The 25542-nt window shown below is 56.9% G+C and carries 27 protein-coding genes; 8 read left to right on the forward strand and 19 right to left on the reverse strand.

Annotated elements, in window-relative coordinates; translation table 11 throughout:
• Positions 1-26 precede the first annotated feature (26 nt).
• The 4 genes from SK53_RS04675 to sad all read right to left on the reverse strand — a co-directional run bounded on the left by SK53_RS04675 (position 27) and on the right by sad (position 4476).
• Positions 27-389 (reverse strand): DUF4186 domain-containing protein, encoded by a 363-nt coding sequence (locus tag SK53_RS04675; protein ID WP_003857163.1) that lies wholly within the window; start codon positions 387-389, stop codon positions 27-29.
• Positions 389-1315 carry a glutaminase B gene (gene glsB, locus SK53_RS04680; protein WP_048208642.1) on the reverse strand — a complete coding sequence of 309 codons (927 nt, stop codon included), beginning with the start codon at positions 1313-1315 and terminating at the stop codon, positions 389-391. The genes SK53_RS04675 and glsB overlap by 1 nt, the downstream gene beginning before the upstream one ends.
• A gap of 62 nt (positions 1316-1377) precedes the next feature.
• The gene (locus SK53_RS04685) at positions 1378-2967 is read right to left on the reverse strand and encodes a methyl-accepting chemotaxis protein (RefSeq protein WP_048208644.1); all 1590 of its coding nucleotides are present in this window, start codon (positions 2965-2967) and stop codon (positions 1378-1380) included.
• 126 nt (positions 2968-3093) lie between these two features.
• Positions 3094-4476, reverse strand: coding sequence for a succinate-semialdehyde dehydrogenase (sad, locus tag SK53_RS04690; protein WP_048208646.1), 1383 nt, complete (start codon positions 4474-4476; stop codon positions 3094-3096).
• Positions 4477-4575: 99 nt separating this feature from the next.
• Here sad and SK53_RS04695 point away from each other — a divergent pair, with 99 nt between their 5' ends.
• Positions 4576-5454 carry a putrescine utilization regulator PtrR gene (locus tag SK53_RS04695; RefSeq protein WP_017382364.1) on the forward strand — a complete coding sequence of 293 codons (879 nt, stop codon included), beginning with the start codon at positions 4576-4578 and terminating at the stop codon, positions 5452-5454.
• Here SK53_RS04695 and SK53_RS04700 read toward each other — a convergent pair.
• Positions 5451-6263 (reverse strand): PhzF family phenazine biosynthesis protein, encoded by an 813-nt coding sequence (locus SK53_RS04700; RefSeq protein WP_032628241.1) that lies wholly within the window; start codon positions 6261-6263, stop codon positions 5451-5453. The two genes, SK53_RS04695 and SK53_RS04700, sit on opposite strands and share 4 nt — an antisense overlap.
• Before the next feature lie 22 nt (positions 6264-6285).
• Entirely contained in the window at positions 6286-7074 is a 789-nt protein-coding gene (locus SK53_RS04705; RefSeq protein WP_048208649.1) for a PhzF family phenazine biosynthesis protein, read from the reverse strand.
• Positions 7075-7250: 176 nt separating this feature from the next.
• On the opposite strand from SK53_RS04705, the gene SK53_RS04710 reads away from it, so the two are divergent.
• Positions 7251-8447: a sugar transporter gene (locus SK53_RS04710; protein WP_003857178.1), complete on the forward strand. Its 1197-nt coding sequence runs from the start codon at positions 7251-7253 to the stop codon at positions 8445-8447.
• A gap of 43 nt (positions 8448-8490) precedes the next feature.
• Here SK53_RS04710 and SK53_RS04715 read toward each other — a convergent pair whose 3' ends face one another.
• Positions 8491-9156, reverse strand: a complete 666-nt coding sequence (locus SK53_RS04715; protein WP_003857180.1) for a MarC family NAAT transporter — start codon at positions 9154-9156, stop codon at positions 8491-8493.
• Between the two features lie 256 nt (positions 9157-9412).
• On the opposite strand from SK53_RS04715, the gene marR reads away from it, so the two are divergent.
• From marR to marB, 3 genes are read left to right on the forward strand one after another with little or no spacing between them, the layout of a single operon-like run.
• Positions 9413-9847 carry a multiple antibiotic resistance transcriptional regulator MarR gene (marR, locus tag SK53_RS04720; RefSeq protein ID WP_003857182.1) on the forward strand — a complete coding sequence of 145 codons (435 nt, stop codon included), beginning with the start codon at positions 9413-9415 and terminating at the stop codon, positions 9845-9847.
• 20 nt (positions 9848-9867) lie between these two features.
• A complete protein-coding gene (marA, locus tag SK53_RS04725; protein WP_001303241.1) occupies positions 9868-10248 on the forward strand; it encodes an MDR efflux pump AcrAB transcriptional activator MarA in 381 nt (126 codons plus the stop codon).
• Positions 10249-10280: 32 nt separating this feature from the next.
• Positions 10281-10496: a multiple antibiotic resistance protein MarB gene (gene marB / locus SK53_RS04730; RefSeq protein WP_048208651.1), complete on the forward strand. Its 216-nt coding sequence runs from the start codon at positions 10281-10283 to the stop codon at positions 10494-10496.
• 38 nt (positions 10497-10534) lie between these two features.
• Here the strand turns inward: marB and eamA are convergent, their stop codons facing one another.
• Positions 10535-11434 (reverse strand): O-acetylserine/cysteine exporter, encoded by a 900-nt coding sequence (eamA, locus tag SK53_RS04735; protein WP_032658384.1) that lies wholly within the window; start codon positions 11432-11434, stop codon positions 10535-10537.
• Positions 11435-11626: 192 nt separating this feature from the next.
• On the opposite strand from eamA, the gene ydeE reads away from it, so the two are divergent.
• Positions 11627-12844, forward strand: a complete 1218-nt coding sequence (ydeE, locus tag SK53_RS04740; protein ID WP_048208654.1) for an efflux MFS transporter YdeE — start codon at positions 11627-11629, stop codon at positions 12842-12844.
• Positions 12845-12890: 46 nt separating this feature from the next.
• Here the strand turns inward: ydeE and zinT are convergent, their stop codons facing one another.
• From zinT to SK53_RS04780, 8 genes are all read right to left on the reverse strand, one after another.
• Entirely contained in the window at positions 12891-13529 is a 639-nt protein-coding gene (gene zinT / locus SK53_RS04745; RefSeq protein WP_048208656.1) for a metal-binding protein ZinT, read from the reverse strand.
• 52 nt (positions 13530-13581) lie between these two features.
• Positions 13582-14280, reverse strand: coding sequence for an urea ABC transporter ATP-binding subunit UrtE (gene urtE, locus SK53_RS04750; protein ID WP_023324642.1), 699 nt, complete (start codon positions 14278-14280; stop codon positions 13582-13584).
• 9 nt (positions 14281-14289) lie between these two features.
• Positions 14290-15087 carry an urea ABC transporter ATP-binding protein UrtD gene (urtD, locus tag SK53_RS04755; protein ID WP_015570541.1) on the reverse strand — a complete coding sequence of 266 codons (798 nt, stop codon included), beginning with the start codon at positions 15085-15087 and terminating at the stop codon, positions 14290-14292.
• A complete protein-coding gene (gene urtC, locus SK53_RS04760) occupies positions 15087-16160 on the reverse strand; it encodes an urea ABC transporter permease subunit UrtC (protein WP_023314142.1) in 1074 nt (357 codons plus the stop codon). Before urtC ends, urtD begins: the two co-directional genes overlap by 1 nt.
• Positions 16160-17734 (reverse strand): urea ABC transporter permease subunit UrtB, encoded by a 1575-nt coding sequence (gene urtB, locus SK53_RS04765; RefSeq protein WP_048208658.1) that lies wholly within the window; start codon positions 17732-17734, stop codon positions 16160-16162. Before urtB ends, urtC begins: the two co-directional genes overlap by 1 nt.
• A 22-nt stretch (positions 17735-17756) precedes the next feature.
• A complete protein-coding gene (gene urtA / locus SK53_RS04770; protein WP_032609178.1) occupies positions 17757-19028 on the reverse strand; it encodes an urea ABC transporter substrate-binding protein in 1272 nt (423 codons plus the stop codon).
• A 200-nt stretch (positions 19029-19228) separates the two neighbouring features.
• Positions 19229-20332, reverse strand: a complete 1104-nt coding sequence (locus SK53_RS04775; protein WP_023314139.1) for a cobalamin-independent methionine synthase II family protein — start codon at positions 20330-20332, stop codon at positions 19229-19231.
• A gap of 156 nt (positions 20333-20488) precedes the next feature.
• A complete protein-coding gene (locus SK53_RS04780; RefSeq protein WP_003857206.1) occupies positions 20489-20899 on the reverse strand; it encodes a rhodanese-like domain-containing protein in 411 nt (136 codons plus the stop codon).
• Positions 20900-20972: 73 nt separating this feature from the next.
• Here SK53_RS04780 and ftrA point away from each other — a divergent pair, with 73 nt between their 5' ends.
• Positions 20973-21971 (forward strand): transcriptional regulator FtrA, encoded by a 999-nt coding sequence (gene ftrA, locus SK53_RS04785; protein ID WP_022651184.1) that lies wholly within the window; start codon positions 20973-20975, stop codon positions 21969-21971.
• Positions 21972-22119: 148 nt separating this feature from the next.
• Here the strand turns inward: ftrA and SK53_RS04790 are convergent, their stop codons facing one another.
• Entirely contained in the window at positions 22120-22482 is a 363-nt protein-coding gene (locus SK53_RS04790; RefSeq protein ID WP_003857209.1) for a hypothetical protein, read from the reverse strand.
• Positions 22483-22725: 243 nt separating this feature from the next.
• Between SK53_RS04790 and SK53_RS04795 the strand changes: the two genes are divergently transcribed.
• Complete coding sequence (locus SK53_RS04795; protein WP_015570548.1) at positions 22726-22959, forward strand: DUF2554 family protein; 234 nt, start codon at positions 22726-22728, stop codon at positions 22957-22959.
• Here SK53_RS04795 and SK53_RS04800 read toward each other — a convergent pair.
• Both SK53_RS04800 and SK53_RS04805 read right to left on the reverse strand, forming a co-directional pair.
• On the reverse strand, positions 22956-24920 hold the full coding sequence (locus tag SK53_RS04800) for a peptidase U32 family protein (protein ID WP_048208662.1): 1965 nt from the start codon (positions 24918-24920) through the stop codon (positions 22956-22958). The genes SK53_RS04795 and SK53_RS04800 overlap by 4 nt on opposite strands.
• A gap of 80 nt (positions 24921-25000) precedes the next feature.
• Positions 25001-25528 carry a helix-turn-helix domain-containing protein gene (locus SK53_RS04805; protein WP_048208663.1) on the reverse strand — a complete coding sequence of 176 codons (528 nt, stop codon included), beginning with the start codon at positions 25526-25528 and terminating at the stop codon, positions 25001-25003.
• Positions 25529-25542: the final 14 nt, after the last annotated feature.

Below are 25542 nucleotides of genomic sequence, written 5' to 3' on the forward strand. Positions count from 1 at the left end.
GTAGCTTAAACAGAGACATTGTCAGTTCAGGAGGCACGATTTACCTCTATGACCAGCCAATGATGGATTACGTTGACGATATACTGTTGTTGCTGCGCACTCAGCGGCACGCCCTGCGGAATAGCGTGCCACTTAGCCAGACAGCCCCGACAGCAGGTTGCCGTGGCATGCTGGGCGATAAAAACCGGATGGCCGCGCATCGGCGTCTGCTTACCGTCATTCACCGGGTGTGCAGGTGCCAGCCGCGCGGCGACAAAATCGGCGGCATGCTTATCGATAGTCTCCGCGCCCTTATCCCAGCAGTATTGCCGCTCTTTCGTCCCTAAATGAAATCGTGAACGAAACGTGGAGCGAGCCAGGCGTGCGAATAGAGGATCTAACGTGGACATCAGTATACGGACCGTCCAAGGCGTTTAGTCAGCTGTTCCAGCGCCGCCACGCCCGCCAGTGAGTTGCCGGTCTCATCCAGTTCCGGGCTCCAGACGGCAATCGCCATCTCGTGAGGGACAATCGCCACGACCCCACCGCCAACGCCGGATTTAGCCGGCAGCCCCACGCGCCAGGCAAACTCCCCGGCATTCTGATACATTCCGCTGGTTGCCATTAAGGCGTTGATCTGCCGGGCCTGCATTGGGGAGACAACGTCCTCGACCAGATGAGGGGCATGGCCCTGATGCGCCAGAAACAGAAAAGTCTGCGCCAGTTCAACGCAGTTCATCTTCAGCGCGCAGTAATGAAAATAGTTTTGCAGCACCGTGGCAACGTCATTATGAAAGTTGCCGAAGGACTTCATCAACCAGGCGATGGCGGCGTTACGTGCAGAGTGTTCAAACTCAGAGCGCGCTACCACCGGATCGTAGGCGATGTCCTGCACGCCGGAAAGCTGCCGCACAATCTGGAGCATCCGCTGGCGCGGCGCGCTCAGCCGGCTTTGCAGCATATCGCACACCACCAGCGCCCCGGCGTTAATAAATGGGTTACGCGGCTTACCCTGTTCGATTTCCAGCTGAAGAAGGGAGTTAAACGGCTGACCGGACGGATCTTTGCCCACCCGCTGCCAGATCTCCTGCTCGTCATACTGGCGCATGGCGGCAACGAGGCTAAGCACTTTTGAGATCGACTGAATCGAAAAGCGCTCCAGCGCGTCTCCCGCCTGAAAACGCTGCCCGTCAATAGTACAAATGGCGATACCGAGCTTATTACCGCTGATCGAGGCCAGCGCGGGAATGTAATCGGCAACCTTACCCTGCCCCAGTAACGGACGAACCTGCGCCAGAATCTCGTCCAGCATCTCATTATGGATGACCGCAGCCACACTTTGCTCCTTGCCCTCAGGCTAAAACGGGCTGCGAGTATAACAGAGGCTTATACGTCACGTCAGGCAGGGAGACGAAAACGCGAGACGGCCTGCAACAAAAGATCGGACTGTTGATGCAGGCGCTCAGAGGCATTTGACGCTTCGCTAACCAGCACATCAGTCTGACGCGATACCTGATTCAGCGCCTGAAGTTGGCGCGTCATCTGATGAATGCTATCCCCCTGATTCAGGGTGGCCAAGGAAATATCATTTAGCAAGCTGCTCAGATTCGCCACCAGCCCGGTGACCTGTTGCAAATTCTCTTCCAGACGGTTTACCACCTGAGATCCTTCCTCAATGCCCTGAAGCGAGTGGTTAATCAGCGCCTGGATGGTTTGCGTAGAGTGACTGCTTTTTCTGGCCAGCAACCCCACTTCCCGGGCGACCACCGCAAATCCGCGCCCCTGCTCTCCTGCATGGGCGGCTTCAATGGCAGCATTGAGGGCGAGAATGTTGGTCTGAAACGCCACGCTGTCGATCATCGCGACGATCCCGCGCATCTCTGAGGATCGGTCGACGATCGTCTGCATCGAGCCATTCACCGCCGTCATCATTTGCTCCCCGCCTACGGCAGCCTGTCGGGCTTCATCCGCGCGCGAGCGGGCGAGTTTTGCATAACCTGTGTTCCCCTCAACGTGGGTTTCGAGATCGGCGATATGCGCGGTCACCTCCTCCAGCTCTTTGGCTTGTCGCGTAGACTGCTGATAAAGCTTCTGATTCCCCTGCGCAAGTGACCCAATATTTTCAACCATGGCGGTAGTGGCCTCGCTGACCTGAGTCACCAGCTGCTGTAGCCCAAGCTGCATGGCGGTAATACTGCCGCAGAGCTGGCTGATTTCACGGTTAAAGCGCACAACGTCAGGCGGCGTGCCTGACAAATCCCCTGCCGCAAGCTGGTTAATATGGATAATCAGACGGCGTAGCGGGGATATCACCCACTTCGCCATTCCAAACCAGACGGCTATGGCAATGGCCAGCAGCACCAGCGGCGCAAACAGGAACAGCCGTTGCAGGCCTGAGAGTTGTTCCATGAGCGACTGACGCCCCTGTATCGCCTGCTTCTCACTCCGTTGCTGATAGCGTGCAAAGTTGTCATTAAAATCGGTCTGAAAGGCCTGGGCGGGTACGGCAAAAAAGAGGTCGATGCTGTTGGTTTTCACCAGCCCTTCCGCCTGCTCGCTAATGGCACCGAAGAACAGCTGATAGCTGTTAACAAGCCCCTCGTCCTGCGGAGGATTAAGTGCGAGCCATGCTTGCCATGCCTGTTTAGACGCCGCCAGGGATTTTTGCGCCTCGTCCATCAGGCTATGCCAGCTCCCTTCCGAACCGGTCTCTTTATCCTGCATAAAGTACACTCCGGAGCGGTTGAGCAGATCGCTCGCCGCAAGCAGCGAAATACGGGCCTGATCCAGCCTGCTCTGTTGCTGCCAGGCCAGCTGATTGCGCTGTTCGTTACGCTGGGCTTGATTCAGGGAGGCGGTCAGCAGGAAGGAGGAAGAGAGTTGCAGGGCGGAGAAAAGGCCAATAATACAAAAGATGCCGGTCAGCAGGCCAAACTGACGAGGAATAAAGCGCGGCGCAAGACGGCGAAAAATTTGCGTTAGGTTCATAATTTTCTTCTGTAACAATACGTTAGACGCGGCGAGTCTACGAAACGAAAATGACAGAACCATTACGCAAAAATGACAGGAAACGTGAATTGCCGGGTAGCGGCCTGGCCTTACCCGGCAACAATATTAGATGCGGTCCTTCCACACCGTCTGCACATTACAGAACTCATGCAGACCGAAATGAGATAGCTCTCGCCCGAAGCCGCTCTTCTTCACTCCGCCAAAGGCAACGCGCGCATCGCTTGCGCTATAGCCGTTGATAAAGACTCCGCCGCACTCCAGCTCGCGAGAGAAGGTTTCAGCCAGCGCATCGTTCGCGGTAAAGACCGTCGCCGATAAGCCAAAATCGCTGTCGTTAGCCAGCTGCAACGCGTGCGCCGCATCATTGGCGACGGTAATCGCGGCCACCGGGCCAAACAGCTCCTGACGGAAGGCCGTCATCTGTGGGGTGACGCCGCCGAGTACGGTTGGCGCATAATAGTTACCGCTCCCGGCAAGCTTCTCTCCGCCGAGCAGCAGGGTCGCCCCTTCCGCCAGCGTAGCCTGCACCTGCTGATGTAGTTCATCGCGAAGATCAAATCGCGCCATCGGGCCAATATAGTTATCTTCCTCATCCGGTGCGCCCATCTTCAGCGCCTTGACCGCGTCAACAAAGCGTTGGGTAAAGGCGTCCGCTACGCCCGCTTCCACAATAAAGCGTTTTGCCGCCGCACAAACCTGTCCGGTATTCTGATAACGTCCGGCCACCGCCGCGTTGACGGCCAGATCAAGATCCGCATCGTTCAGAACGATAAACGGATCGGAACCGCCCAGCTCCAGCACGCATTTCTTCAGCGCCGCGCCCGCCTGCGCGCCAATTGCCGCACCAGCCCGAACGCTGCCGGTTACGGTCACCGCCGCGATACGCCGATCGTTAATCGCCTGGCTGACGCCGTCATTCGTCGCGTTCACCCAGCCAAAGACCCCCTCCGGGAAACCGGCATCCGCGAATACCTTCCCGATCAGCTCAGCCGAGCCGAGCACATTTGGCGCATGTTTAAGCAGATAGCTGTTCCCTGCCAGCAGGATCGGCACCGCACCGCGCAGCACCTGCCAGAGCGGGAAATTCCACGGCATCACCGCAAGAATAGGTCCCAGCGGACGGTACTCAATCACCGCATTTTCGACCTGGGTTGATTCCGGGTGCAGCATCGACGGGCCGTGTTCAGCGTACCAGTCGCAAAGGCTGGCGGACTTAGCCACCTCCGCACGCGCCTGCACAATGGGCTTGCCCATCTCCCGGGAGATAGTCTGCGCCATCTCTTCCGCACGGCTACGCAGTGCCGCACCCAGATCGCGAAGTTTTTGCGCCCGGTGCGCCACGCTTTCGCGTCGCCATTGATGAAAACCGGTATCCGCCTGTGCAATGGCACGCTCAACGTCACGGGACGTTGCCCACGGGTAAGCAGCCAGCGTTTCGCTGGTAGCCGGGTTGACAGAGTGGGCATGGGTAGCAGATGAATACGTCATGATGTCCTCCACGTAATAACAGTTGATTGATTGTGGCCTACTCTGCTATTTCTTAAAAATGAATAATACTCACCACCTTATTCACGAATCGAGAACAGCATGGACTTAACACAGCTTGAGATGTTTAACGCCGTCGCACTGACCGGCAGCATTACCCAGGCGGCGCAGAAGGTACACCGGGTGCCCTCAAACCTCACCACCCGCATCCGACAGCTAGAAGCGGATCTCGGCGTGGAGCTGTTTATTCGCGAGAATCAGCGCCTGCGGCTTTCCCCCGCCGGGCACAATTTTTTGCGCTACAGCAAACAGATCCTGGCGCTGGTCGACGAAGCGCGAATGGTCGTCGCCGGGGATGAACCGCAGGGATTATTCTCGCTCGGCGCGCTGGAAAGTACCGCCGCCGTACGCATTCCGGAAAGTCTGGCGCGGTTTAACCAGCGCTATCCGCGCATTCAGTTTGCGTTATCCACCGGGCCTTCCGGTACGATGATTGACGGCGTGCTTGAAGGGACGCTTAGCGCCGCCTTTGTCGACGGGCCGCTCTCGCACCCGGAACTGGAAGGAATGCCGGTTTACCGGGAAGAGATGATGCTGGTCACCCCTGCGGGCCACGCGGAAGTGTCAAAAGCCACGCAGGTGAGCGGCAGCGACGTGTATGCCTTTCGCGCCAACTGTTCTTACCGGCGTCATCTGGAGAGCTGGTTCCATGCCGACCGCGTAACGCCGGGAAGGATCCATGAGATGGAGTCCTACCACGGGATGCTCGCCTGTGTGATTGCCGGGGCAGGCATTGCGCTGATGCCCCGCTCCATGCTGGAGAGCATGCCGGGGCATCATCAGGTGGCAGCGTGGCCGCTGGCGGAAAACTGGCGCTGGCTCACCACCTGGCTGGTGTGGCGACGCGGGGCGATGACTCGCCAGCTGGAGGCATTTATCGCGCTGCTGAACGAGCGTCAGCCACCTGCGCCCAGTTGTTAAAGTTGAACGTAGTCCTGGAGTCGAAGGAAAATTTTTCCCTTCATATACAGCGTGGCCTGCCCTCCAATCAGCACGCGGTCGCCTTTCAGCTCGCAGCGCAGATCCCCGCCGCGCAAGGAGACCTGGCGGGCCGACATCTGCGTTTTTCCGAGCTTTTCACTCCAGTACGGGATCAGCATGCTGTGCGCTGATCCCGTCACCGGATCCTCCGGCACCCCTTCCCCCGGACAGAAGAAGCGGCTGACGAAATCATACTCATCTCCCGGCGCTGTAACGCAGACCATTTTCCCCAGCGGGAGCATGGCAGTGATATCCGGCGTCAGCGCCTCCACCTGCCGCTGGCTGTCGAGCACCACCATGTAGTCACGCCCCACACGCACCTCGTTTGCCGCGTTAATGCCCAGCGCGCTGAACAGCACTGGGGGTGGAGTATCGACAACCTCGGTTGACCACGCCGGGAAATTAAGCGTCAGCCAGTCGCCGCTGCGTTGTACCGTCAGTTCGCCGACAAAGCGCGTGGTGAAGGTGATTTCCGTATGCGGATAATCCAGGTATTCAAAAATAACGTGAGAAGCCGCGAGGGTTGCGTGGCCGCAGAGGTTAATTTCATCCTGCGTGGTAAACCAGCGCAGCTCAAACCCGTTATCCGTTCGGACAAAAAACGCCGTCTCTGACTGATTATGCTGCTTCGCCATCTTCAGCAGCGTCTCATCCGATAGCCACGCTTCCAGCGGACACACCGCCGCCGCATTGCCGCCGAACGCCCTGTCGCTGAAGGCATCTACCAGATAAAAATCAATTTCCTGCATCATTTGTTCCTCTTAGATTTATTCAGCGCAGAAATACTGTGCCCTTCAGATACAGCGCCGCCTGCCCGCCCATCCGCACGCGGTCGCCCTTGAGTTCGCAGCGTACGTCTCCTCCACGGGCGGAAACCTGGCGGGCAAACATCTGTGTTTTGCCAAGCCGTTCACTCCAGTAAGGGATCAGCATGGTGTGCGCGGAGCCGGTGACAGGATCTTCCGGCACGGCCACGCCCGGCGAGAAGAAACGACTGATAAAGTCGTATTCTCCTTCGTCCCGGGCGGTGACGGCCACTTTATGCTCCCCCGGCGTCATGGCGGAGAAATCCGGATTAATGGCTTCCACCTGCTCGCGGCTCTCCAGTACCAGCACCCAGGCGCGGCCTTTTCGCGCCTCGACGTAGTGGCTGATACCGAGTGCGGTGAGCAACTCCGGTGGCGGCGTCTGCGCCTGCGTCGGGCAGGCCGGGAAGTCCAGCGTCATCCAGTCACCTTCACGGCTGACGGTCAGGCGACCAGAGGCAGTGTCAAAATGAAGGCGTGAGTCCGGATAATCCAGTTCGTTAAACAGAACATACGCCGCGGCAAGCGTCGCGTGACCACACAGATTAACCTCGGTTAGCGTGGTGAACCAGCGCAACTCGATCCCCCCTTTGGTACACACAAAAAAGGCGGTTTCCGACTGGTTATGCTGTTGTGCCATCCGCAGTAACGTCTCATCCGGTAGCCACGCGTCGAGGGGGCACACCGCCGCCGGGTTGCCGCCAAAAGAGGACGCGCTGAACGCATCTACCAGATAAAAATCAATCTCCTGCATTGTGTTACCGCCTGTTTTTGTTGTGTTGTTCTTTATCTTCAATGAAAACAACCGCGTTCGCTACCGCTGCATGAAGGTAAATTTTGTGATTCATATCACATAACGGTTGAGTTTTCGCCGTTTAAGGCTTTAAGATCGTCTCCTCATCTTTCAGGCAACGAATCCCAGATATCCCTATGACAACACACACGGTTTCCCGCAGGGTCGCGTGGCTACGCGTGGTCACGCTCGCCATCGCAGCGTTTATTTTCAACACCACGGAATTTGTTCCGGTTGGGCTGCTGTCCGACATTGCGGCCAGCTTCCATATGGAAACGGCACAGGTTGGCATTATGCTGACCATCTATGCATGGGTGGTAGCGCTGATGTCGCTGCCGTTTATGCTGCTGACCAGCCAGATGGAACGTCGTAAGCTGCTGATTGGGCTGTTTGTGGTGTTCATTGCCAGCCATGTGCTGTCATTTATGGCATGGAACTTCACCGTGCTGGTCATCAGCCGCGTCGGCATCGCGTTTGCCCATGCCGTTTTCTGGTCGATCACCGCATCGCTCGCCATTCGTCTGGCCCCGGCGGGGAAACGCGCCCAGGCGCTGAGCCTGATTGCCACCGGAACGGCGCTGGCGATGGTGTTAGGCCTGCCGATCGGGCGCATTGTGGGCCAATACTTCGGCTGGCGCACCACCTTCTTTGCCATCGGCATGGGGGCGCTGATCACCCTGGTGTGTCTGATCAAACTGCTGCCAAAACTGCCCAGCGAACACTCCGGCTCGCTGAAAAGTCTTCCGCTGCTGATGCGTCGACCGGCGCTGATGAGCATCTATTTGCTGACCGTGATTGTGGTGACCGCCCATTACACGGCCTACAGCTATATTGAGCCGTTTGTTCAGGTTGTGGCGGGCTTTAGCGCTAACTTTGCCACCGTTCTGCTGCTGATCCTGGGCGGCGCGGGGATTATCGGCAGCATCCTGTTCGGGAAGCTGGGCAATCAGCATGCGTCTGCGCTTGTAAGCAGTGCGATTGGCCTGCTGCTGGCATGTCTGCTGTTACTGATGCCTGCGGCAGGCAGCGAGAGTCATCTGGCGATCCTCAGTCTGTTCTGGGGCGTGGCGATCATGATTATTGGTCTGGGAATGCAGGTCAAAGTGCTGGCGCTGGCCCCGGACGCCACGGACGTAGCGATGTCGCTCTTCTCCGGGATTTTTAATCTGGGGATTGGCGCCGGTGCGCTGGTGGGCAATCAGATCAGCCTGCATGTATCGATGTCGGCCATTGGCTATCTCGGGGCGATTCCGGCGCTGATCGCGCTGATCTGGTCGGTGCTTATCTTCCGTAAATGGCCGGTCGCGATGGAAGAACAGACCAGCCACGGTTGACGTTTGTTGTGCCGGGTGGCTCTGCGCTTACCCGGCAACGTTCTCAATGATACGTCTTAACAATCTCCAGCACGCCGTTAATAATAAACTGCACGCCCATACAGACCAGCAGGAAGCCCATCAGACGGGAGATAGCTTCAATCCCCCCCTTGCCCACCCAGCGCATAATCGCCCCGGAACTGCGCAATGACCCCCAGACAATAATGGCAATAAGCGCAAAAATGATCGGCGGCGCAACGGTGATAACCCAGTGCGGAAATGTCGACCCATCACGCACCGTTGAGGCGGAACTGATGATCATCGCAATCGTTCCCGGCCCTGCCGTGCTCGGCATGGCTAACGGCACAAACGCGATGTTGGCGCTCGGTTCGCTTTCAAGCTCCTCCGATTTGCTTTTGGCTTCCGGGGATTCGTGCGCTTTGTGCGCCGGGAACAGCATCCGGAAACCAATAAAGGCCACGATCAGCCCGCCAGCGATACGCAGACCGGGAATCGAAATACCAAAGGTATTCATCACCAGTTGCCCGGCGTAATAAGCCACCATCATTATGGCAAAGACGTACACAGAGGCCATCATCGACTGCTGATTGCGCTCCGCGCTGTTCATGTTCCCCGCCAGCCCCAGAAAAAGCGCCACCGTCGTTAACGGGTTCGCCAGCGGCAGCAACACCACCAGCCCAAGCCCCACTGCTTTAATCAAATCCAACATAATGCACCGCAGTCCTTATCCTTATTCAACATCGCAATTATAGGGGCAAATCCTCGTCCGTAGCCATCCGCGCAGCGTAACCATAATTGTCTCTCGTAATTCATAACCCCAGATTATCTGTATGATTTAAAAGCGTACAGAATGAGTTCCTGAAGCGTTTTAGCATTTCGTGGCATCGGCCGATTCATTCAGTTGACTTATACTTGCCTGAGCAATAATATCTGCCGTGACTAAACTACTTGCCAGGGCAACCATTGTGAAAAGCACCAGTGACCTCTTTAACGACATAATCCCACTGGGTCGTCTTATTCATATGGTTAATCAGAAAAAAGATCGCCTGCTCAATGACTATCTGTCACCGCTGGATATCACCGCAACACAGTTTAAAGTGCTGTGTTCCATTCGCTGCGAAGTGTGTATCACGCCGGTTGAGCTGAAAAAGGTGCTCTCTGTCGATCTGGGTGCGTTAACCCGCATGCTGGATCGTCTCGTCTGTAAAGGATGGGTAGAACGAAGCCCTAACCCAAATGACAAACGTGGCGTACTGGTGAAACTGACCAGCGATGGCGCGGCCATGTGTGAGCAATGTCATCAATTAGTAGGACAAACACTGCACCAGGAACTGACAAAAAACTTAACGGCGGATGAAGTGGCAACGCTTGAGCTTTTACTCAAGAAAATCCTGCCGTAAACAGAAAAAGAGGTATGACGATGTCCAGACGCAATACTGACGCTATCACCATTCATAGCATTTTGGACTGGATCGAAGATAACCTGGAATCTCCGCTCTCCCTTGAGAAAGTGTCTGAGCGTTCAGGTTACTCAAAATGGCACCTGCAACGGATGTTTAAAAAAGAGACCGGCCATTCATTAGGACAATATATTCGCAGCCGCAAGCTGACGGAGATTGCCCAAAAACTGAAAGAAAGCAATGAGCCGATCCTCTATCTGGCGGAACGTTACGGATTTGAATCGCAACAAACCCTGACGCGTACGTTCAAGAACTACTTTGACGTGCCGCCTCATAAGTACCGTATTACCAGTATGCCGGGTGAATCCCGTTATCTGTATCCGCTTAAACATTGCAGTTAATCATCGCCTGTTAAGACGTAACCGAGGAAATCATGAAATTTATCGCCTCCGCCGCCCTCACCTTGCTGGTGCTGGTTTCCGGCCAGAGCTTCGCGGAGCAAAACCCCAGTGCGGGGCAGCAAAATAATCGTGACACCATGATTATGCCGTCCACGCAAAACCAGTCGCCCTGGGACTTCAATCACATGGGCGCTGGCAGCGACAAATCCGACGAATTAGGCGTGCCGTATTACAACCACGACCTGTAATTCGTTTTTGCCCCGCTAATGCGGGGCTTTTTTCTGCCTTAACTCTGCACCCGCGTCGCCCGACGCACCCGCAAGCCAAAGACGTTGATATACAGCCCGGCCATAATCAGCCCTGCGCCACACAGTTGCAGCGCGCTGAGCGTTTCATCCAGCAACAGTGCGGCGCTGGCAAGCCCGACCACCGGTACCAGCAGCGATAACGGCGCCACGCGCCAGGTTTCATAGCGTCCGAGCAGCGATCCCCAGATACCATAGCCAATGATTGAGGCAACGAACGCCAGGTAGATCAGCGACAAAATAGTCGTCAGGTCGATCTCCACCAGGCTTTTCAGCATCGCCTGCGGCCCCTCCAGAATAAATGACGCGGCCATAAACGGCACGATGGGGATCAACGCGCTCCAGACCACCAGCGATAAGACCGCCGGACGCGCCTCGTGCTGCATTATCAGCTTGTTAAAGATATTGCCGCACGCCCAGCTCAGCCCCGCCGCCAGGGTGAGCATAAAGCCCAGCAGCGCGACATGCTGACCGTTGAGGCTGCCTTCAATCAGCACCAGCACGCCAAAGACCGCAAGGCTAATGCCCGCCAGCTGCTTGCCCTGCAAGCGTTCGCCAAAGACAAACGCGCCGAGAATGATGGTAAAGAACGCCTGCACCTGAAGCACCAGCGAAGCCAGGCCCGCAGGCATACCGAATTTAATAGCGCAAAAAAGAAACGCAAACTGACCAAAGCTGATGGTGAGGCCGTAGCCCAGCAGCAGCTTGAGGGGAATTTTCGGGCGGGCGACGAACAGCAGCGCCGGAAACGCCACCAGCAGGAAGCGCAGACCCGCCAGCATCAATGGAGGCATGTTGTGCAACCCCATTTTGATGACCACAAAATTGAGTCCCCACGCCACGACAACCAGCAACGCTAACAGCCCGTCTTTCCGCGTCATTTTCCGCCCCTGAAATATTAAAATTTTGTAAACACTTCAAGGTAACAGAAAAAATTGCCCCGCGAGAAGATCATTAATTCTGGTACTGAAGAGAAGCACTTGCGGATAAATTGGGTGCTATACAAGCTGCCGATCCCATGATAATCCTGTAATAACACAACAAAAAAGCATAAGCATTTGTCGGGCAGGAAAATGAAACCATCAATCAGGCGCTCAACCGCAGCGCTGCTGGCATCGTCATTGTTATTAACAATTGGCCGCGGGGCAACGCTGCCCTTTATGACCATATATCTTACACGCGTGTACGATATGAGCGTGGAGAATATTGGCTATGCCCTTACCGTGGCGTTGACCATTGGCGTGGTGTTTAGCCTGGGGTTTGGCATCCTGGCGGATAAATTCGACAAAAAACGCTATATGCTGATCGCCATCGTCGCCTTTATCGCCGGGTTTGTGGCCATTCCGCTGGTGAATAACGTGACGCTGGTAGTGCTGTTCTTTGCCCTGATTAACTGCGCCTATTCCGTCTTCTCAACGGTGCTGAAAGCATGGTTTGCCGACGTGCTGACCTCCAGCGAAAAGGCGCACGTTTTCTCACTCAACTACAGTTTCCTGAACATCGGCTGGACGATTGGGCCGCCGATCGGCACCCTGCTTGTGATGTACAGCCTGCAACTGCCGTTCTTGCTGGCGGCCTTCTGCGCCGCACTGCCGCTCGGGTTTATCCATTTCTTTGTGCAGAAAAGCATAGCCTCGGACAGCCCTGAGGAGAAAATGCCATGGCAACCCTCGGTGCTGCTGAAAGACCGGGCGCTGTTCTGGTACACGCTTTCCGGGCTGCTGGCGTCGTATGTGGGTGGATCGTTTGCCACCTGCATTTCCCAGTATGTCCTCGCTGCACATGCGGACAGTGATTTCGCAGAAAAGGTGGTGGCCGTTGTGCTGCCCGTCAACGCGGCGGTGGTCGTCACCCTGCAATATGCGCTTGGACGGAAGATCACCGCCAGCAATATCCGTCCGCTAATGACCGCCGCGACGCTTTTTTTCATCCTCGGGCTGGGGGGGGTTATGCTTTCCGGCGAGAACCTGATTTACTGGGGGATCGCGGCAGCGATTTTCACCCTGGGTGAGGTTATTTATGCACCGGGTGAATACATGCTGATCGACAATATCGCCCCGCCGGGCATGAAGGCGAGCTACTTCTCCGCACAAGCGCTGGGCTGGCTGGGCGCGGCGGCGAACCCGATGATCACCGGGCTCATCCTGACCCATCTGCCGCACTGGTCATTATTTATCATTATGATGGCCGCCATCATTGCGGCCTGGCTGATGATATTGCGCGGGATGCGCGTGAAAAGTGAAGATAGCGTGTCGAGTAGCGCTGCGCTTACCCGACCTGGAAAACCCTAATCCCAGGCCGGGTAAGGCGAAGCCGCCCCCCGGCAAAACCAACACCTTAGTGGTGCAACATCTCCTCCACCACCTGCTCTTTGTACATCTCATTCGGGTAGTAGGTCGGCCAGTTATCCATCTCTTTCAGCAGCGCCTCGTGGGAGGTGTTGCCCATAAAGATATGGAAGTGTGAAGAGGCTTTCGGCCCGATGATATGGTCGCTGAACTGCACAAACTTAGGCGCCTCGCTCGCGTTATCCTTGCATTCAAACAGGTAGCGCACACCTTTTTTCCCCGACGCATAGGTCAGAATTTTGTAGCCGCTGTAGTCGTAGCGGCAGCTGCTCACCGTTTTGCCTCGGTGGAATTCCATCACGTTGTTTTCAATGCCGATGGCGTCCACGTGCGTCGCGTAACCCTTGCGGTAGTAGGCCTTCACCTCGGCAGCAGATTTTTCTCCCTTCTGCGCTTTCTTTTCGAAAACCGGATCCAGCGAACCATCAAGCAGGAACGGGTAAACAGACTGCCAGGTTCCGTCCCAGTCAGACAGCTTCCTGTCCCTGACGTCTTTATCCTCAAAGACGCCGTTTGCCGCCTTCTGTTCCGCCTCCGTCATCTGATGACCGTGCGAATGGGCAAAAAGCGAGCCGCTTACCAGCAGCGTTCCCAAAGTCAGCGCAATTTTTCCAGGTTGTGCAGCCACAGCAAAATCCTCATTCCGTTTTATAAGAACAGGGATGTTATATTATAACATTTCAGATCGCAACCAGCCCGCGAACGCCCTCCTGCTCCATATTCTCCCCGCGCCCCTGCTGGACGATGCTGCCGCGCGACATCACCAGATAGCTGTCGGCCAGCTCTGCCGCAAAATCATAAAATTGCTCCACCAGCAGGATCGCCATATCCCCCCGGTTCGCCAGGCTGCGGATCACCTGCCCAATCTCTTTAATCACCGACGGCTGAATACCTTCCGTGGGTTCATCCAGAATCAGTAACTGTGGACGGCTCGCCAGCGCGCGACCAATCGCCAGCTGCTGTTGCTGACCACCGGAAAGATCGCCTCCGCGTCGGTGCTTCATCTCCTTCAGCACCGGGAAAAGCTGCCAAATCTCCTCCGGTACGCTCCTTGCGTTTCCCGCTGAGAAGCGCGTCAGCCCCATCAGCAGGTTTTCTTCTACGGTCAGACGCGGAAAAATCTCCCGCCCCTGCGGAACATACGCCACGCCGGACTGCACTCGCTGGTGCGGTTTACTGTGAGTGATGGTCTTTCCCTGCCAGACGACCTCCCCGGCTTTCACCGGGATCAGCCCCATCAGGCACCTCAGCAGCGTGGTTTTGCCCACCCCGTTGCGCCCCAGCAGGCAGGTAACTTCCCCGACGACCGCCTCAAAGCTCACCCCGCGCAGAATATGACTTCCGCCGTAGTACTGATTCAGTTCGCAAACCTGTAACATCCCCTCTCCTTAACGTCCCAGATAGACGTCAATTACCTGTTCATTGGCCTGTACCTCGCGAAGCGAACCTTCCGCCAGTACCCGCCCCTGATGCAGCACCGTGACGTGGTCGGCGATGGTCTCGACGAAGCCCATATCGTGCTCAACCACCATCAGCGAATGCTTGCCTGCCAGGGTTCGGAACAGCTCGGCAGTGTATTCCGTCTCGGCGTCGGTCATACCGGCGGCGGGTTCGTCCAGCAGTAACAGGTGCGGGTCCTGCACCAGCAGCATGCCGATCTCCAGAAACTGCTTCTGTCCGTGGGAAAGCAGTCCGGCACGGCGATCGCGCTCGCTGCCAAGCCGCAGCAAAACCAGCATCTCGTCAATGCGGTCGCGCTGCTCGCCGCTGAGCGTGGCCCGCAGGCTCGCCCAGACGGACCTGTCGGCTTTCATGGCGATTTCGAGGTTTTCCCCTACGGTCAGCGCTTCAAACACGGTCGGCTTCTGGAACTTACGGCCAATGCCCTGACGGGCGATGGCCGCCGGTTCCAGGGCTGTCAGATCGATGGACTGATCGTAAATAGCTTTCCCGCTTTTTGGCCGGGTTTTGCCGGTGATCACGTCCATCAGCGTGGTTTTACCGGCGCCGTTAGGGCCAATGATGCAGCGCAATTCTCCGACGCCGATATTCAGCGAAAGATCGGTCAACGCCTGAAAACCGTCGAAACTGACGTTAATGGCCTCGAGCTGCAACACCGGATCGGTCTGCTCACGGTAACGATCGCCCGGTAGCTGGCGGGTAAAGAGTCCTTCAGAGGGCTGCATTAATTCTCTCCCTTACGAAACAGACCGAACACGCCGCGTGGTAAAAACAGCGTCACGGCGATGAAAATCAGCCCCAGAAACAGCTGCCAGTACTCCGGCATCGCCACGGTGAAAAAGCTCTTCGCACCGTTGACGAGCGCCGCGCCCATCACCGGGCCCACCAGCGTGCCGCGGCCGCCCAGCGCCACCCAGATGGCCGCTTCAATCGAGTTGGTCGGCGACATTTCACCCGGGTTGATAATACCCACCTGCGGAACGTACAGCGCCCCCGCCAGGCCACACAGCACGGCGGAAAGCGTCCAGACCAGCAGCTTGAAACCGCGCGGATCATAGCCGCAGAACGTCAGACGGTTTTCCGCATCGCGCACCGCCGTTAAAATGCGGCCAAATTTACTCTTCGCCAGCGCGTAGCCTGTGCCCAGGGCCAGCAGCAGCAGCATGACCGTTGCGAGAAACAGCGCGATCCGCGTGGTAGTCGCCGTGACGGAAAACCCGAGCAGCGTGGTAAAGCCGGTAAAGCCGTTATTGCCGCCAAAGCCGGTTTCGTTGCGAAAGAACAGCAGCATGCCCGCATAGGTCAGCGCCTGGGTCATGATGGAGAAATAGACCCCTTTGATCTTCGAGCGGAAAGCAAACCAGCCGAAGACCAGCGCCAGCAGGCCGGGGATCGTCACAATTAACACCAGAGCCCAGGCAAAATGCTGCGTTCCCCACCAGAACCAGGGCAGTTCGCTCCACGAGAGAAACGACATAAACGCGGGCAGCCCGTCCCCGGCCGCCTGGCGCATCAGGTACATGCCCATCGCATAGCCGCCCAGGGCGAAGAATATGCCGTGCCCCAGCGAGAGCATACCGGCATAGCCCCAGACCAGATCGAGGGCCACGGCGACAACTGCGTAGCAGAGGATCTTGCCGATGAGCGTCAACATCCACGTAGAAACGGCCAGCGGATGCGTTGCGGGTAACAGCGCGAGAAAAGGCAGCACCAGCAGCGCCGCAACCAGCAGACTGCCGAAGATTTGCGTGGTGCGCGGTGCCCTGCGCGCCAGTGTTAAGGTCAATGGCTGGCTCATCAGTCTGTCACCCTCCCTTTAAGTGCGAATAACCCCTGCGGACGTTTCTGGATAAACAGAATGATCGCCACCAGAATCAGTATCTTGCCCAGCACGGCGCCCATCTGCGGTTCAAGAATTTTATTGAAGATCCCCAGACCAAAGGCCGCCGCGACGCTACCGGCCAGCTGGCCGACGCCGCCGAGCACCACCACCAGGAATGAATCGATGATGTATCCCTGGCCCAGCTCCGGTCCCACGTTCCCCAACTGGGATAACGCCACGCCGCCCAGCCCGGCAATGCCGGACCCGAGGCCAAACGCCAGCATATCTACCCGTCCGGTGGGAACGCCGCAGCAGGCCGCCATGCTGCGGTTTTGCGTCACCGCCCGCACGTTCAGACCCAGACGCGTTTTATTCAGAATGAGCCAGGTGAAGAACAGCACCAGCAGCACAAACCCGAGCACCACAATACGGTTCCACGGCAGCGTCAGGTTGGCGAAAACCTGCACCCCGCCGGACAGCCAGGCCGGGTTAGCGACCTCAAGGTTCTGGGCGCCAAAGGTCATGCGGACCAGCTGGATAAGCATCAGGCTGATCCCCCAGGTGGCGAGCAGGGTTTCCAGCGGGCGGCCATACAGATGGCGGATCACCGTGCGCTCCAGCACCATCCCGATACCTGCCGTCAGGCAAAACGCCACCGGCAGCGCCACCACCGGATAAAGCGCCAGCCACTGAGGCATCCACTGCGCCATCACCTGCTGCACCATCCAGGTGGCATACGCCCCGAGCATCAGCATTTCGCCGTGGGCCATGTTAATCACCCCCAGCAGACCATAGGTGATAGCCAGCCCGAGCGCGGCCAGCAAGAGTACCGACCCCAACGACAGGCCCATGAAGGCCTGTCCCAGCAGTTCACCCCACATCAGCCGGTGCTGAATACGGTCCAGGCTCTCAGCGGCGGCGGCACGTACCCGTGCGTCCGGCTCGGTTTGCGCCCGGGTGAACGGCGTCAGCGTGGCCTGAACGTCCGGATCGTCAGACTGTCCCAACAGTTCAACCGCGTTGAGGCGCGTTTCCGCCTGCGGACTCGCCAGCTGAAGATTTGCCAGCGCCAGCCTCAGCGACTGTCGGGTGATGTCGTCCGTTTCGCGATTAGCCCGCTGTTGCAGAAACCCGAGCATATCCGGCTGGGCGTCACGCTGAAGTTGCCGCGCGGCATGACGTCTTTCGGTGACACTGTCACTGACAAGCTGATGCGTCGCCAGCGCCGTGACGGTTAACACGCGCAGCCGGTTGGTCAGCCGCACGGCTTTGGTCGTTCCTTCGGCGCTCTTTGCCGCGCCCAGGGCAACCATTTCGCCGTCGATGCGGGTAAATGCCTTCTTCTGGCTGTCGGTATAAAGGTTCTCCTGTTGCAGCGCCTTAAGCAGCGGCAAACGTGCAGGTTCCGGCGTCGCTGCCCAGCGGGTCAGCATGGCGGTTTGCTGGCTGCGGCTAGCGGCAACAAAATCATCGGCATCCGATGCCTGCGCCATCCCTGGCAGCAGTCCGGTAAGCCACACAATCGCAATCATCATGCGTATGGCGTTCATGACGTCTCTCCCTGGTGGTGGCTTAGTTGCTGGCGGTTTTCATCGGCTGGTCAGGTTTTTTGTCATTCCCGGCGATAAACGGGCTCCACGGCTGAGCGCGTACCGGCTGTTCGGTTTGCCAGACGACGTTGAACTGGCCGTTGCCTTCGATTTCACCAATCATGACGGGCTTATGCAGGTGGTGGTTGGTGGCATCCATGGTCAGCGTAAAGCCGGACGGCGCGTTGAACGACTGGCCCGCCATTGCCGCGCGCACTTTGTCCACGTTGGTTGTCCCCGCTTTTTCAACCGCCTGCGCCCACATATGCAGGCCGACGTAGGTCGCTTCCATCGGATCGTTGGTGACGACGGTATCGGCATTCGGCAGCTTATGGGCTTTCGCGTAGGCTTTGTAGGCCGCGACAAAGGTCTGGTTGGTCGGGTTATCGACGGATTCAAAGTAGTTCCACGCCGCCAGGTTACCCACCAGCGGCTTGGTATCAATGCCGCGCAGTTCCTCCTCGCCCACCGAGAACGCCACCACCGGCACGTCCGTGGCTTTCAGCCCCTGGTTCGCCAGCTCTTTATAGAAAGGCACGTTGGAATCACCGTTGATGGTGGAGACCACCGCCGTTTTACCGCCCGCAGAGAATTTCTTGATACTGGCGACGATGGTCTGGTAATCGCTATGACCAAATGGGGTGTAGACCTCTTCAATATCTTTATCTTCCACGCCTTTCGAGTGCAGGAAGGCGCGCAGGATCTTGTTCGTGGTGCGCGGGTAAACGTAGTCCGTTCCCAGCAGGAAGAAGCGTTTCGCGCTGCCGCCGTCCTCGCTCATCAGGTACTCCACCGCCGGGATCGCCTGCTGGTTAGGCGCCGCGCCGGTATAGAAGACGTTAGGTGACATCTCTTCACCTTCGTACTGCACCGGATAGAACAGCAAACCGTTCAGCTCCTCAAAAACCGGCAGAACCGATTTACGCGATACGGAGGTCCAGCAGCCAAACACCACGGCGACCTTATCCTGGCTCAGAAGCTGGCGGGCCTTTTCGGCAAACAGCGGCCAGTTGGAGGCCGGGTCAACCACCACCGGCTCCAGCTTTTTCCCGAGCACGCCGCCTTTGGCGTTAATTTCATCGATGGTCATCAGGGCGACATCTTTCAGGGGCGTTTCTGAAATGGCCATCGTGCCGGAGAGTGAGTGCATGATCCCGACTTTAATGGTCTCTGCGGCCTGGACGCCAAAACTGACCCCCATGGCGACCACGGAGGCGGACAAGGCGAACGCTTTTATAAAGGTACGACGGTGCATATTTTCACTCCTGAAAAAGAAAGCTGTGCGAAGACGTCCGTTACCGCCCGGACGCAGAAAAAGTAACGTCAGTTTCAGGAGAGCAAAAAGGGTGCCAGGTTGCAGAGGCAGGATTTAAACGGGTTCGAAGAGAGGATTTACGGTAAACGACTCAGAATGGTACAGCGCTGCACTGTAATAATGCAGCGCTGTGAACGGCGTTACCAGACGTCGCTGGCGATTTGCGTCACCAGGCGAATTTTATCCCACTGCTGGGCTTCGCTCAGGCTGTTACCCTCTTCCGTGGAGGCAAATCCGCACTGCGGGCTGAGGCAAATCTGCTCTTTCGCCACGTAGCGCGCAGCCTCTTCCAGACGCGCTTTCACCCCTTCCGGGTTCTCCAGTTCACCGTGCTTGGTGGTGATCAGCCCCAGCACCACCTGCTGTTTACCCGGGCGCACAAAACGCAGTGGCGCAAAGTCGCCGCTACGGTCGTTGTCGTACTCCAGGAAGAACGCGTCGACGTTCACCGTGCCGAACAGCACCTCCGCCACCGGCTCATAGCCGCCTTCGGAAATCCAGGTTGAGCGGAAGTTGCCGCGGCAGACGTGCAGCCCGATGGTCAGGTCGTCCGGTTTGCCCTCCAGCGCCTTATTCAGCACCCGGGCATAGGTTCGGGCAAGTTCGTCTGCATCGTCACCGCGCTCGCGGATCTGGCGGCGCTGGTCTTCTGAACAAAGGTAGGCCCAGACGGTATCATCCAGTTGCAGATAGCGGCAGCCTGCATCGTAAAAGGCCCGAATGGCATCGCGCCAGGTTGTCGCCAGATCGTCAAAGTAATCCTTCAGATCCGGGTAGACCGTGGCATCAATATCCTTGCGGCCACCGCGGAAGTGCAGCACGCTCGGGCTCGGAATGGTCATCTTCGGCTGTGCGTTACCGCTGATGCTTTTGAGGTAGCGAAAATCTTCCAGCATAGGATGATCGCCGAAGCCCAGTTTGCCCGTTACGCGCACGCCGTGGGCTTTGGTCTGCACCCCGTTGAACTGAATGCCCTGCTGCGAATCATAACGCTCTACGCCCTGTAGCCCGTCAAAGAAGTCAAAGTGCCACCAGGCGCGGCGGAATTCACCGTCCGTTACCACATGCAGACCGCAGGCGCACTGCTGCTCGACAACATGGCGAATGGCCTCGTCCTCAACCGCGCGAAGCTGCCCGGCATCGATCTCACCGCTGGCAAATTGCAGACGGGCCTGTTTAACAGAGTCCGGGCGTAAAAAACTGCCGACTACATCGGCGCGGTACGGGGCGTGGTGTCGCTGCATGGAAATCTCCTCTGTCTGTCGGCGTTAATTGCCCACAGTGATAATTCATCTCTTGAATATTTAGACTTCTGGATGTCTAAACGTCCTAAAAAGATGTCATACCGGCTCGCCGCCGACAAACGAGAAAATTTCATCTGTGTTGAAATAAATTCATGTTCACAGGGCGGGTGATGAAGATCCTGCAAACGCGAACCGCTCATCTTCCCAGCCGGTCATGCCCCCGAGCATAATCTTAACCGGCAGACCCAGACGCGCCAGCTTCAGCGCCGCCCTGTCCGCCCCGTTGCAGTGCGGGCCTGCACAATAGACGACAAACAGCGTGCCCTCTGGCCACGCTGTCATCCGCTCGGCGGTGATCTGGCTCCAGGGTAAATGCAGCGCGCCGGGCAGATGCCGCCGGGCAAAATGTTCAGGCTTCCCGACAACGTGCAGCAGAACAAAGTCCTGCTCACCGCTGGATACCGCGTGATGGACATCGGCGCAGTCCGTCTCGACGCTCAGACGACGCAGAAAATGCCCCACGGCTTCCTGCGGCTCAGCAGCCGGAAATTCAGTAACATAGCTCATGAATCTTCCTCATTTGTGGTGTTTGTGTTAACACTACTCTATCCCTTAATTCAGAACATGAATGCGTCCGCCTATGCCAGAAAACAGCAAAAAGATGACAAACTTAAGACATCCCTCGCCGCGCGCGGTCGTGCTGGCATATGACGGTTTATGTACCTTTGAGTTTGGCGTGGCGGTAGAAATCTTTGGCTTGCCGCGCCCGGAGATGGGCGATGACTGGTATCAGTTCGCCGTGGCGAGCGTGGATGGCGGCGAGCTCCGGGCAACGGGCGGGATCCGTATTCTGGCCGACGGCGATCTGCGTCTGCTTGAAACGGCGGATCTGGTTGTTGTACCCGGCTGGCGAGGGCTGGATGAACCCGTACCCGAAGCGCTCTGCCAGGCGCTCCGCGCGGCGCATGCCCGCGGCTGCCAGCTACTCTCGATCTGTTCTGGCGTTTTCGTTCTGGCAGCCTCAGGCCTGCTTGACGGGCGGAAGGCAACCACCCACTGGCGCTACACGCAAGCTCTGAAAACACGCTTTCCTGCCATCACCGTGGTCGAAGATGTGCTCTACCAGGACGAAGGCGATATTCTCACTTCCGCCGGCAGCGCCGCGGGGATTGATCTGTGTCTGCACGTGGTGCGCCGGAATTACGGTATGGAGGCAGCAAACCGCGTGGCGCGTCGACTGGTGATCCCGCCCCATCGGGACGGCTCGCAAACCCAGCAACTTAGCCGACCGGTGGCTCAGTTGCGGGAGAGCCAGCGCCTGGGCCAGCTGTTCGATTATCTTCACCAGCATCTGGCCGTTTCCCATACCGTCGAATCGCTGGCCCTGCGGGTGGGTATGAGTCAACGCACCTTTCTGCGCCGTTTCCAGGACGCGACCGGGACAACGCCCGCGCGCTGGTTATTGACTGCGCGATTGCAGCGGGCAAAAGATTATCTCGAAAACAGTCGGCTCAGCATTGATAATATTGCGGAACAAACCGGATTTGGACAAAGCGCCACGCTGCGCCACCATTTCCGGCAGCAATTTGCGCTTTCGCCCGCGCAATATCGCAAACAATTTTTACAGCCGGTACGATAAACGGGCAAAAAAAAACCGCCATAATCTGGCGGTAAATGCTTGCATGGATAGATTTGTATTTTGGTATCTACGCTCCGGTATTCCCTACCGGGATGTGGATCACCAGCAATCTACCACTGTGAGCCTCAACGAAGCATAAACGAATCGATTAACCCGCTTTGGTATTAATTTGCAGATAACGCATCAGCCCCTGATCTGCACTCTGGCGGGCATCATCATTAATCGCTTCGAGATAAAACGCACGTGAGACCCCATACGGTGCCTGCTCGGGTGGGTAAACGGCGAACTGGAAGGTTTTGCCTCTCGCCTTATTGGTACAGCCCAGCTCCCAGCGATCTTCACTTACCTGGGTGCTATTACATTCGACACGTCCGTAATCGCTGGTTAAATACGATCCGACACGGCTTTTTGCTGACTGAATATATTCTGGTTCTTCATTTGAATAGATGCTGGCCGCAGCACCCACCGCAACCACTACGCCCAGAAGTGATAGCACGATTATTTTTTTCATTTATTCGATCCAATCCTTAGCCAGAAAAATCTTATTGTAAATGATTTCCCAATAAATCTAGCTTCTCTTTGCATACCAGAAATGGGAGTTTACAACGGCGATATTGCTTTTAAGAATAGTCTTAAGTGAGTTTTATTGCGACCACAATTTTTGACAGTCTATTTTCTCAAATTTAAAGAGTCGAATAATTACTCTATGAAATTATCCCTACGATGACCGTAGCGTATTTTCAGGAGATAAAGGATGTTCAGAAAAGAATTTTCGCTACTGCTGGTGATTAGCGCCCTGTTCTCAGGGCAGATTATGGCGGAGCACAAAGGGCATGAATTTGTGTATGTGAAAAACGCCGACCATCAGCTACGTCATGAAGCTGACAGCGACGAGTTACGCAGCGCGGCTGAGGAGTCTGCGGAGGGGTTGCGCGAGCACCATGCCTGGCAGAAATCGCGCAAACCGGATACCCACTCTGCGGGTTAGCTGCCTTTACGATTCGGCAGGGTCTTCATCAAATCGTCAGGGCTGACGGAGGCCACAATGCTTCCCGGCGGCGGCATTTTGAAGATGTGATTCTTCATCTTGCCGATAACGTGCATTTCACACGGACGGCAGTCAAACTTCAGCGTCAGCACTTCATCGCCATTCACCAGCTGCATCGGCGTCGCTTTCCAGCTTTTAATATTGCCTTTCGCCTGTTTCGGACAAAGGTTAAAAGCAAACCGCAGGCAGTGTTTGGTGATCATCACCGGCACATCGCCCTTCTCTTCATGCGCTTCATACGCGACGTCAATCAGCTGCACGCCGTGACGATGATAAAACGCACGCGCTTTGTGGTTGTATACGTTCGCGAGGAAAGAAAGATGCGTGTCCGGGTAGACCGGCGCAGGCACCGCTTCGGCCTTACGGCTGCCGCGCGAATAGTTTGCCAGGCGTACTTCATCCAGCATCTCGGCCGTTTCACGGCGGAACTGGTTCAGCAGGCTGTTCGGCACGAACAGCGCGTCCGGCAGATTCACCTCAATATTGCGCGCGTAATAAATGGTCTGCCCCAGCTTCGCCACGCCATCCTTGAGGTTACTAAGCGCTTTCTCCGCATTGTTCGCCACCTCGAACAGGCCGTCGAGCGTATGCGTGACGCTGATGCCGTCTTCGCAGGTCATGGTCAGGATCAGCTGCTCTTCCCAGCCCCCCAGCGCGATATCCACCGCAATGCGGCGCTCGCTGGAGGTCTTGAGCAAGGCCTGCTGCCAGTTGTGATCCAGGTTACGGTTAAGCGCCGCATTAGGACGGGCTTTGTAGAGATCGGCAGGCATTTCGTTCGGCCAGACGCGATAGCGATTTTCGCCGGTTTTCTCCACCGTATTGGCACGGAAACCCACCACTTCACGTTTGATCATCACGTTGAGACCATCGCCATTCGCCAGCGGCTCTGTCACCTGAACGTCAAGATGATCTTTCGCCACTTTCAGCACTTCACCCACCGGCAGGCCGATAAACTTCGGTGAGTCGAACGCGCCAATATCCCCTTTACGGGCATTCACGAAATAGTCCGTGCTGCCGCGGTGGAAGGTTTTGTCCGTAGACGGAATAAAAAAATGCTCTGTACGCCCGGCGGAGGCGCGCGCCAGATCACCGCGATCGTCGATGATGGCATCCAGCATCTGACGATAATGGGCGGTGATATTTTTCACGTAGCTCATGTCCTTGTAGCGCCCTTCAATTTTGAAGGAGCGTACGCCAGCATCGATCAGCGCACCGAGGTTCGCCGTCTGATCGTTATCTTTCATCGACAGCAGGTGTTTTTCGAATGCCACCACGCGGCCCTGATCGTCTTTCAGGGTATACGGCAGACGGCAGGCCTGAGAGCAGTCGCCCCGGTTAGCGCTGCGCCCCGTCTGGGCGTGAGAGATATTACACTGCCCGGAATAGGCCACACACAGCGCACCGTGGATAAAGAATTCAATGGTCGCGTCGGTCGCCTGATGGATATCGCGGATCTGGTTCAGGTTCAGCTCGCGCGCCAGCACAATCTGCGTAAACCCGACGTCCGAAAGAAACTTCGCCTTCTCGACGGTGCGGATATCGCACTGAGTGCTGGCGTGCAGCTCAATCGGCGGGATATCCAGTTCCAGAACACCCATATCCTGAACGATCAGGGCGTCAACACCGGTCTGGTAGAGATCGGTGATCAGACGCTGCGCGGGCTCCAGCTCATCATCATGAAGAATGGTGTTCAGGGTCACAAACACCTTCGCCCCGAAACGGTGAGCGAACGGTACCAGCTCGGCAATGTCGCGCAGGCTGTTGCTGGCGTTATGCCGGGCACCGAAGCCAGGGCCGCCAATGTAGACGGCATCCGCACCGTGAAGAATGGCTTCACGGGCAATGGCGGCGTCGCGGGCCGGGCTTAGCAGTTCAAGATGATGGGAGTGCAGGCGCATACTTCGTCGTTATCCGTTATGGTCAAAATGGCGGCTATTGTAGTCAGAAGTCTGTGTCAGTGAAACCGTTTTGCGACGCTTTAGCGGGGATAATGGATCAGGGAGTGAAAATGCACCGTACGGGCGCTGCTGTTGCGGTACGCGTGCGGTTTATCGCCGGCAAAACGCACGCCGGAATCAGCGTATATTGTGCGCCAGACACCGTCGATCTGCATATCCAGCTCACCGCTTATCACCACCACATGTTCGATCACCCCGGCTTCGTGCGGCGTGGACTCGCTCAGCGCGCCGGGCGACAGGGTGATGGAGAAATGGTCGAACTTAAGCTGTTCATCCCAGGGGAAAAGCGGTTTCACCACCATCGCCTGCTGCTGCGGATCGAATACCGCCTGCGGTTCGCTTTCTGGAGTGATAAACGCCGAAAAAGGTACGTTCAGCCCGGTGGCGATTTTCCACAAGGTAGAGACCGTCGGGCTGGACTCATTGCGTTCGATTTGCCCAAGCATCGCTTTCGACACGCCCGTCTCTTCCGCCAGTTTTGACAGGCTCCAGCCCCGCGCCAGACGCAGCGCTTTCAGTGCGGTTGCCAGGTGTTGAGTGATATCCATAGTTCCTCCCGTTG

Source organism: Enterobacter sp. MGH119 (assembly GCF_001037675.1).
In the GTDB taxonomy this organism is placed as follows: domain Bacteria; phylum Pseudomonadota; class Gammaproteobacteria; order Enterobacterales; family Enterobacteriaceae; genus Enterobacter; species Enterobacter hormaechei_C.

Excerpts from the sequence above, each read along its gene's own strand:
- SK53_RS04675 (WP_003857163.1), bottom strand. The coding sequence starts at position 389 with ATGTCCACGTTAGATCCTCTATTCGCACGCCTGGCTCGCTCCACGTTT.
- SK53_RS04685 (WP_048208644.1), bottom strand. The coding sequence starts at position 2,967 with ATGAACCTAACGCAAATTTTTCGCCGTCTTGCGCCGCGCTTTATTCCT.
- sad (WP_048208646.1), bottom strand. The coding sequence starts at position 4,476 with ATGACGTATTCATCTGCTACCCATGCCCACTCTGTCAACCCGGCTACC.
- SK53_RS04695 (WP_017382364.1), top strand. The coding sequence starts at position 4,576 with ATGGACTTAACACAGCTTGAGATGTTTAACGCCGTCGCACTGACCGGC.
- SK53_RS04700 (WP_032628241.1), bottom strand. The coding sequence starts at position 6,263 with ATGCAGGAAATTGATTTTTATCTGGTAGATGCCTTCAGCGACAGGGCG.
- SK53_RS04705 (WP_048208649.1), bottom strand. The coding sequence starts at position 7,074 with ATGCAGGAGATTGATTTTTATCTGGTAGATGCGTTCAGCGCGTCCTCT.
- SK53_RS04710 (WP_003857178.1), top strand. The coding sequence starts at position 7,251 with ATGACAACACACACGGTTTCCCGCAGGGTCGCGTGGCTACGCGTGGTC.
- SK53_RS04715 (WP_003857180.1), bottom strand. The coding sequence starts at position 9,156 with ATGTTGGATTTGATTAAAGCAGTGGGGCTTGGGCTGGTGGTGTTGCTG.
- marA (WP_001303241.1), top strand. The coding sequence starts at position 9,868 with ATGTCCAGACGCAATACTGACGCTATCACCATTCATAGCATTTTGGAC.
- marB (WP_048208651.1), top strand. The coding sequence starts at position 10,281 with ATGAAATTTATCGCCTCCGCCGCCCTCACCTTGCTGGTGCTGGTTTCC.
- eamA (WP_032658384.1), bottom strand. The coding sequence starts at position 11,434 with ATGACGCGGAAAGACGGGCTGTTAGCGTTGCTGGTTGTCGTGGCGTGG.
- ydeE (WP_048208654.1), top strand. The coding sequence starts at position 11,627 with ATGAAACCATCAATCAGGCGCTCAACCGCAGCGCTGCTGGCATCGTCA.
- urtE (WP_023324642.1), bottom strand. The coding sequence starts at position 14,280 with ATGTTACAGGTTTGCGAACTGAATCAGTACTACGGCGGAAGTCATATT.
- urtD (WP_015570541.1), bottom strand. The coding sequence starts at position 15,087 with ATGCAGCCCTCTGAAGGACTCTTTACCCGCCAGCTACCGGGCGATCGT.
- urtC (WP_023314142.1), bottom strand. The coding sequence starts at position 16,160 with ATGAGCCAGCCATTGACCTTAACACTGGCGCGCAGGGCACCGCGCACC.
- urtB (WP_048208658.1), bottom strand. The coding sequence starts at position 17,734 with ATGAACGCCATACGCATGATGATTGCGATTGTGTGGCTTACCGGACTG.
- urtA (WP_032609178.1), bottom strand. The coding sequence starts at position 19,028 with ATGCACCGTCGTACCTTTATAAAAGCGTTCGCCTTGTCCGCCTCCGTG.
- SK53_RS04775 (WP_023314139.1), bottom strand. The coding sequence starts at position 20,332 with ATGCAGCGACACCACGCCCCGTACCGCGCCGATGTAGTCGGCAGTTTT.
- SK53_RS04780 (WP_003857206.1), bottom strand. The coding sequence starts at position 20,899 with ATGAGCTATGTTACTGAATTTCCGGCTGCTGAGCCGCAGGAAGCCGTG.
- ftrA (WP_022651184.1), top strand. The coding sequence starts at position 20,973 with ATGCCAGAAAACAGCAAAAAGATGACAAACTTAAGACATCCCTCGCCG.
- SK53_RS04790 (WP_003857209.1), bottom strand. The coding sequence starts at position 22,482 with ATGAAAAAAATAATCGTGCTATCACTTCTGGGCGTAGTGGTTGCGGTG.
- SK53_RS04795 (WP_015570548.1), top strand. The coding sequence starts at position 22,726 with ATGTTCAGAAAAGAATTTTCGCTACTGCTGGTGATTAGCGCCCTGTTC.
- SK53_RS04800 (WP_048208662.1), bottom strand. The coding sequence starts at position 24,920 with ATGCGCCTGCACTCCCATCATCTTGAACTGCTAAGCCCGGCCCGCGAC.
- SK53_RS04805 (WP_048208663.1), bottom strand. The coding sequence starts at position 25,528 with ATGGATATCACTCAACACCTGGCAACCGCACTGAAAGCGCTGCGTCTG.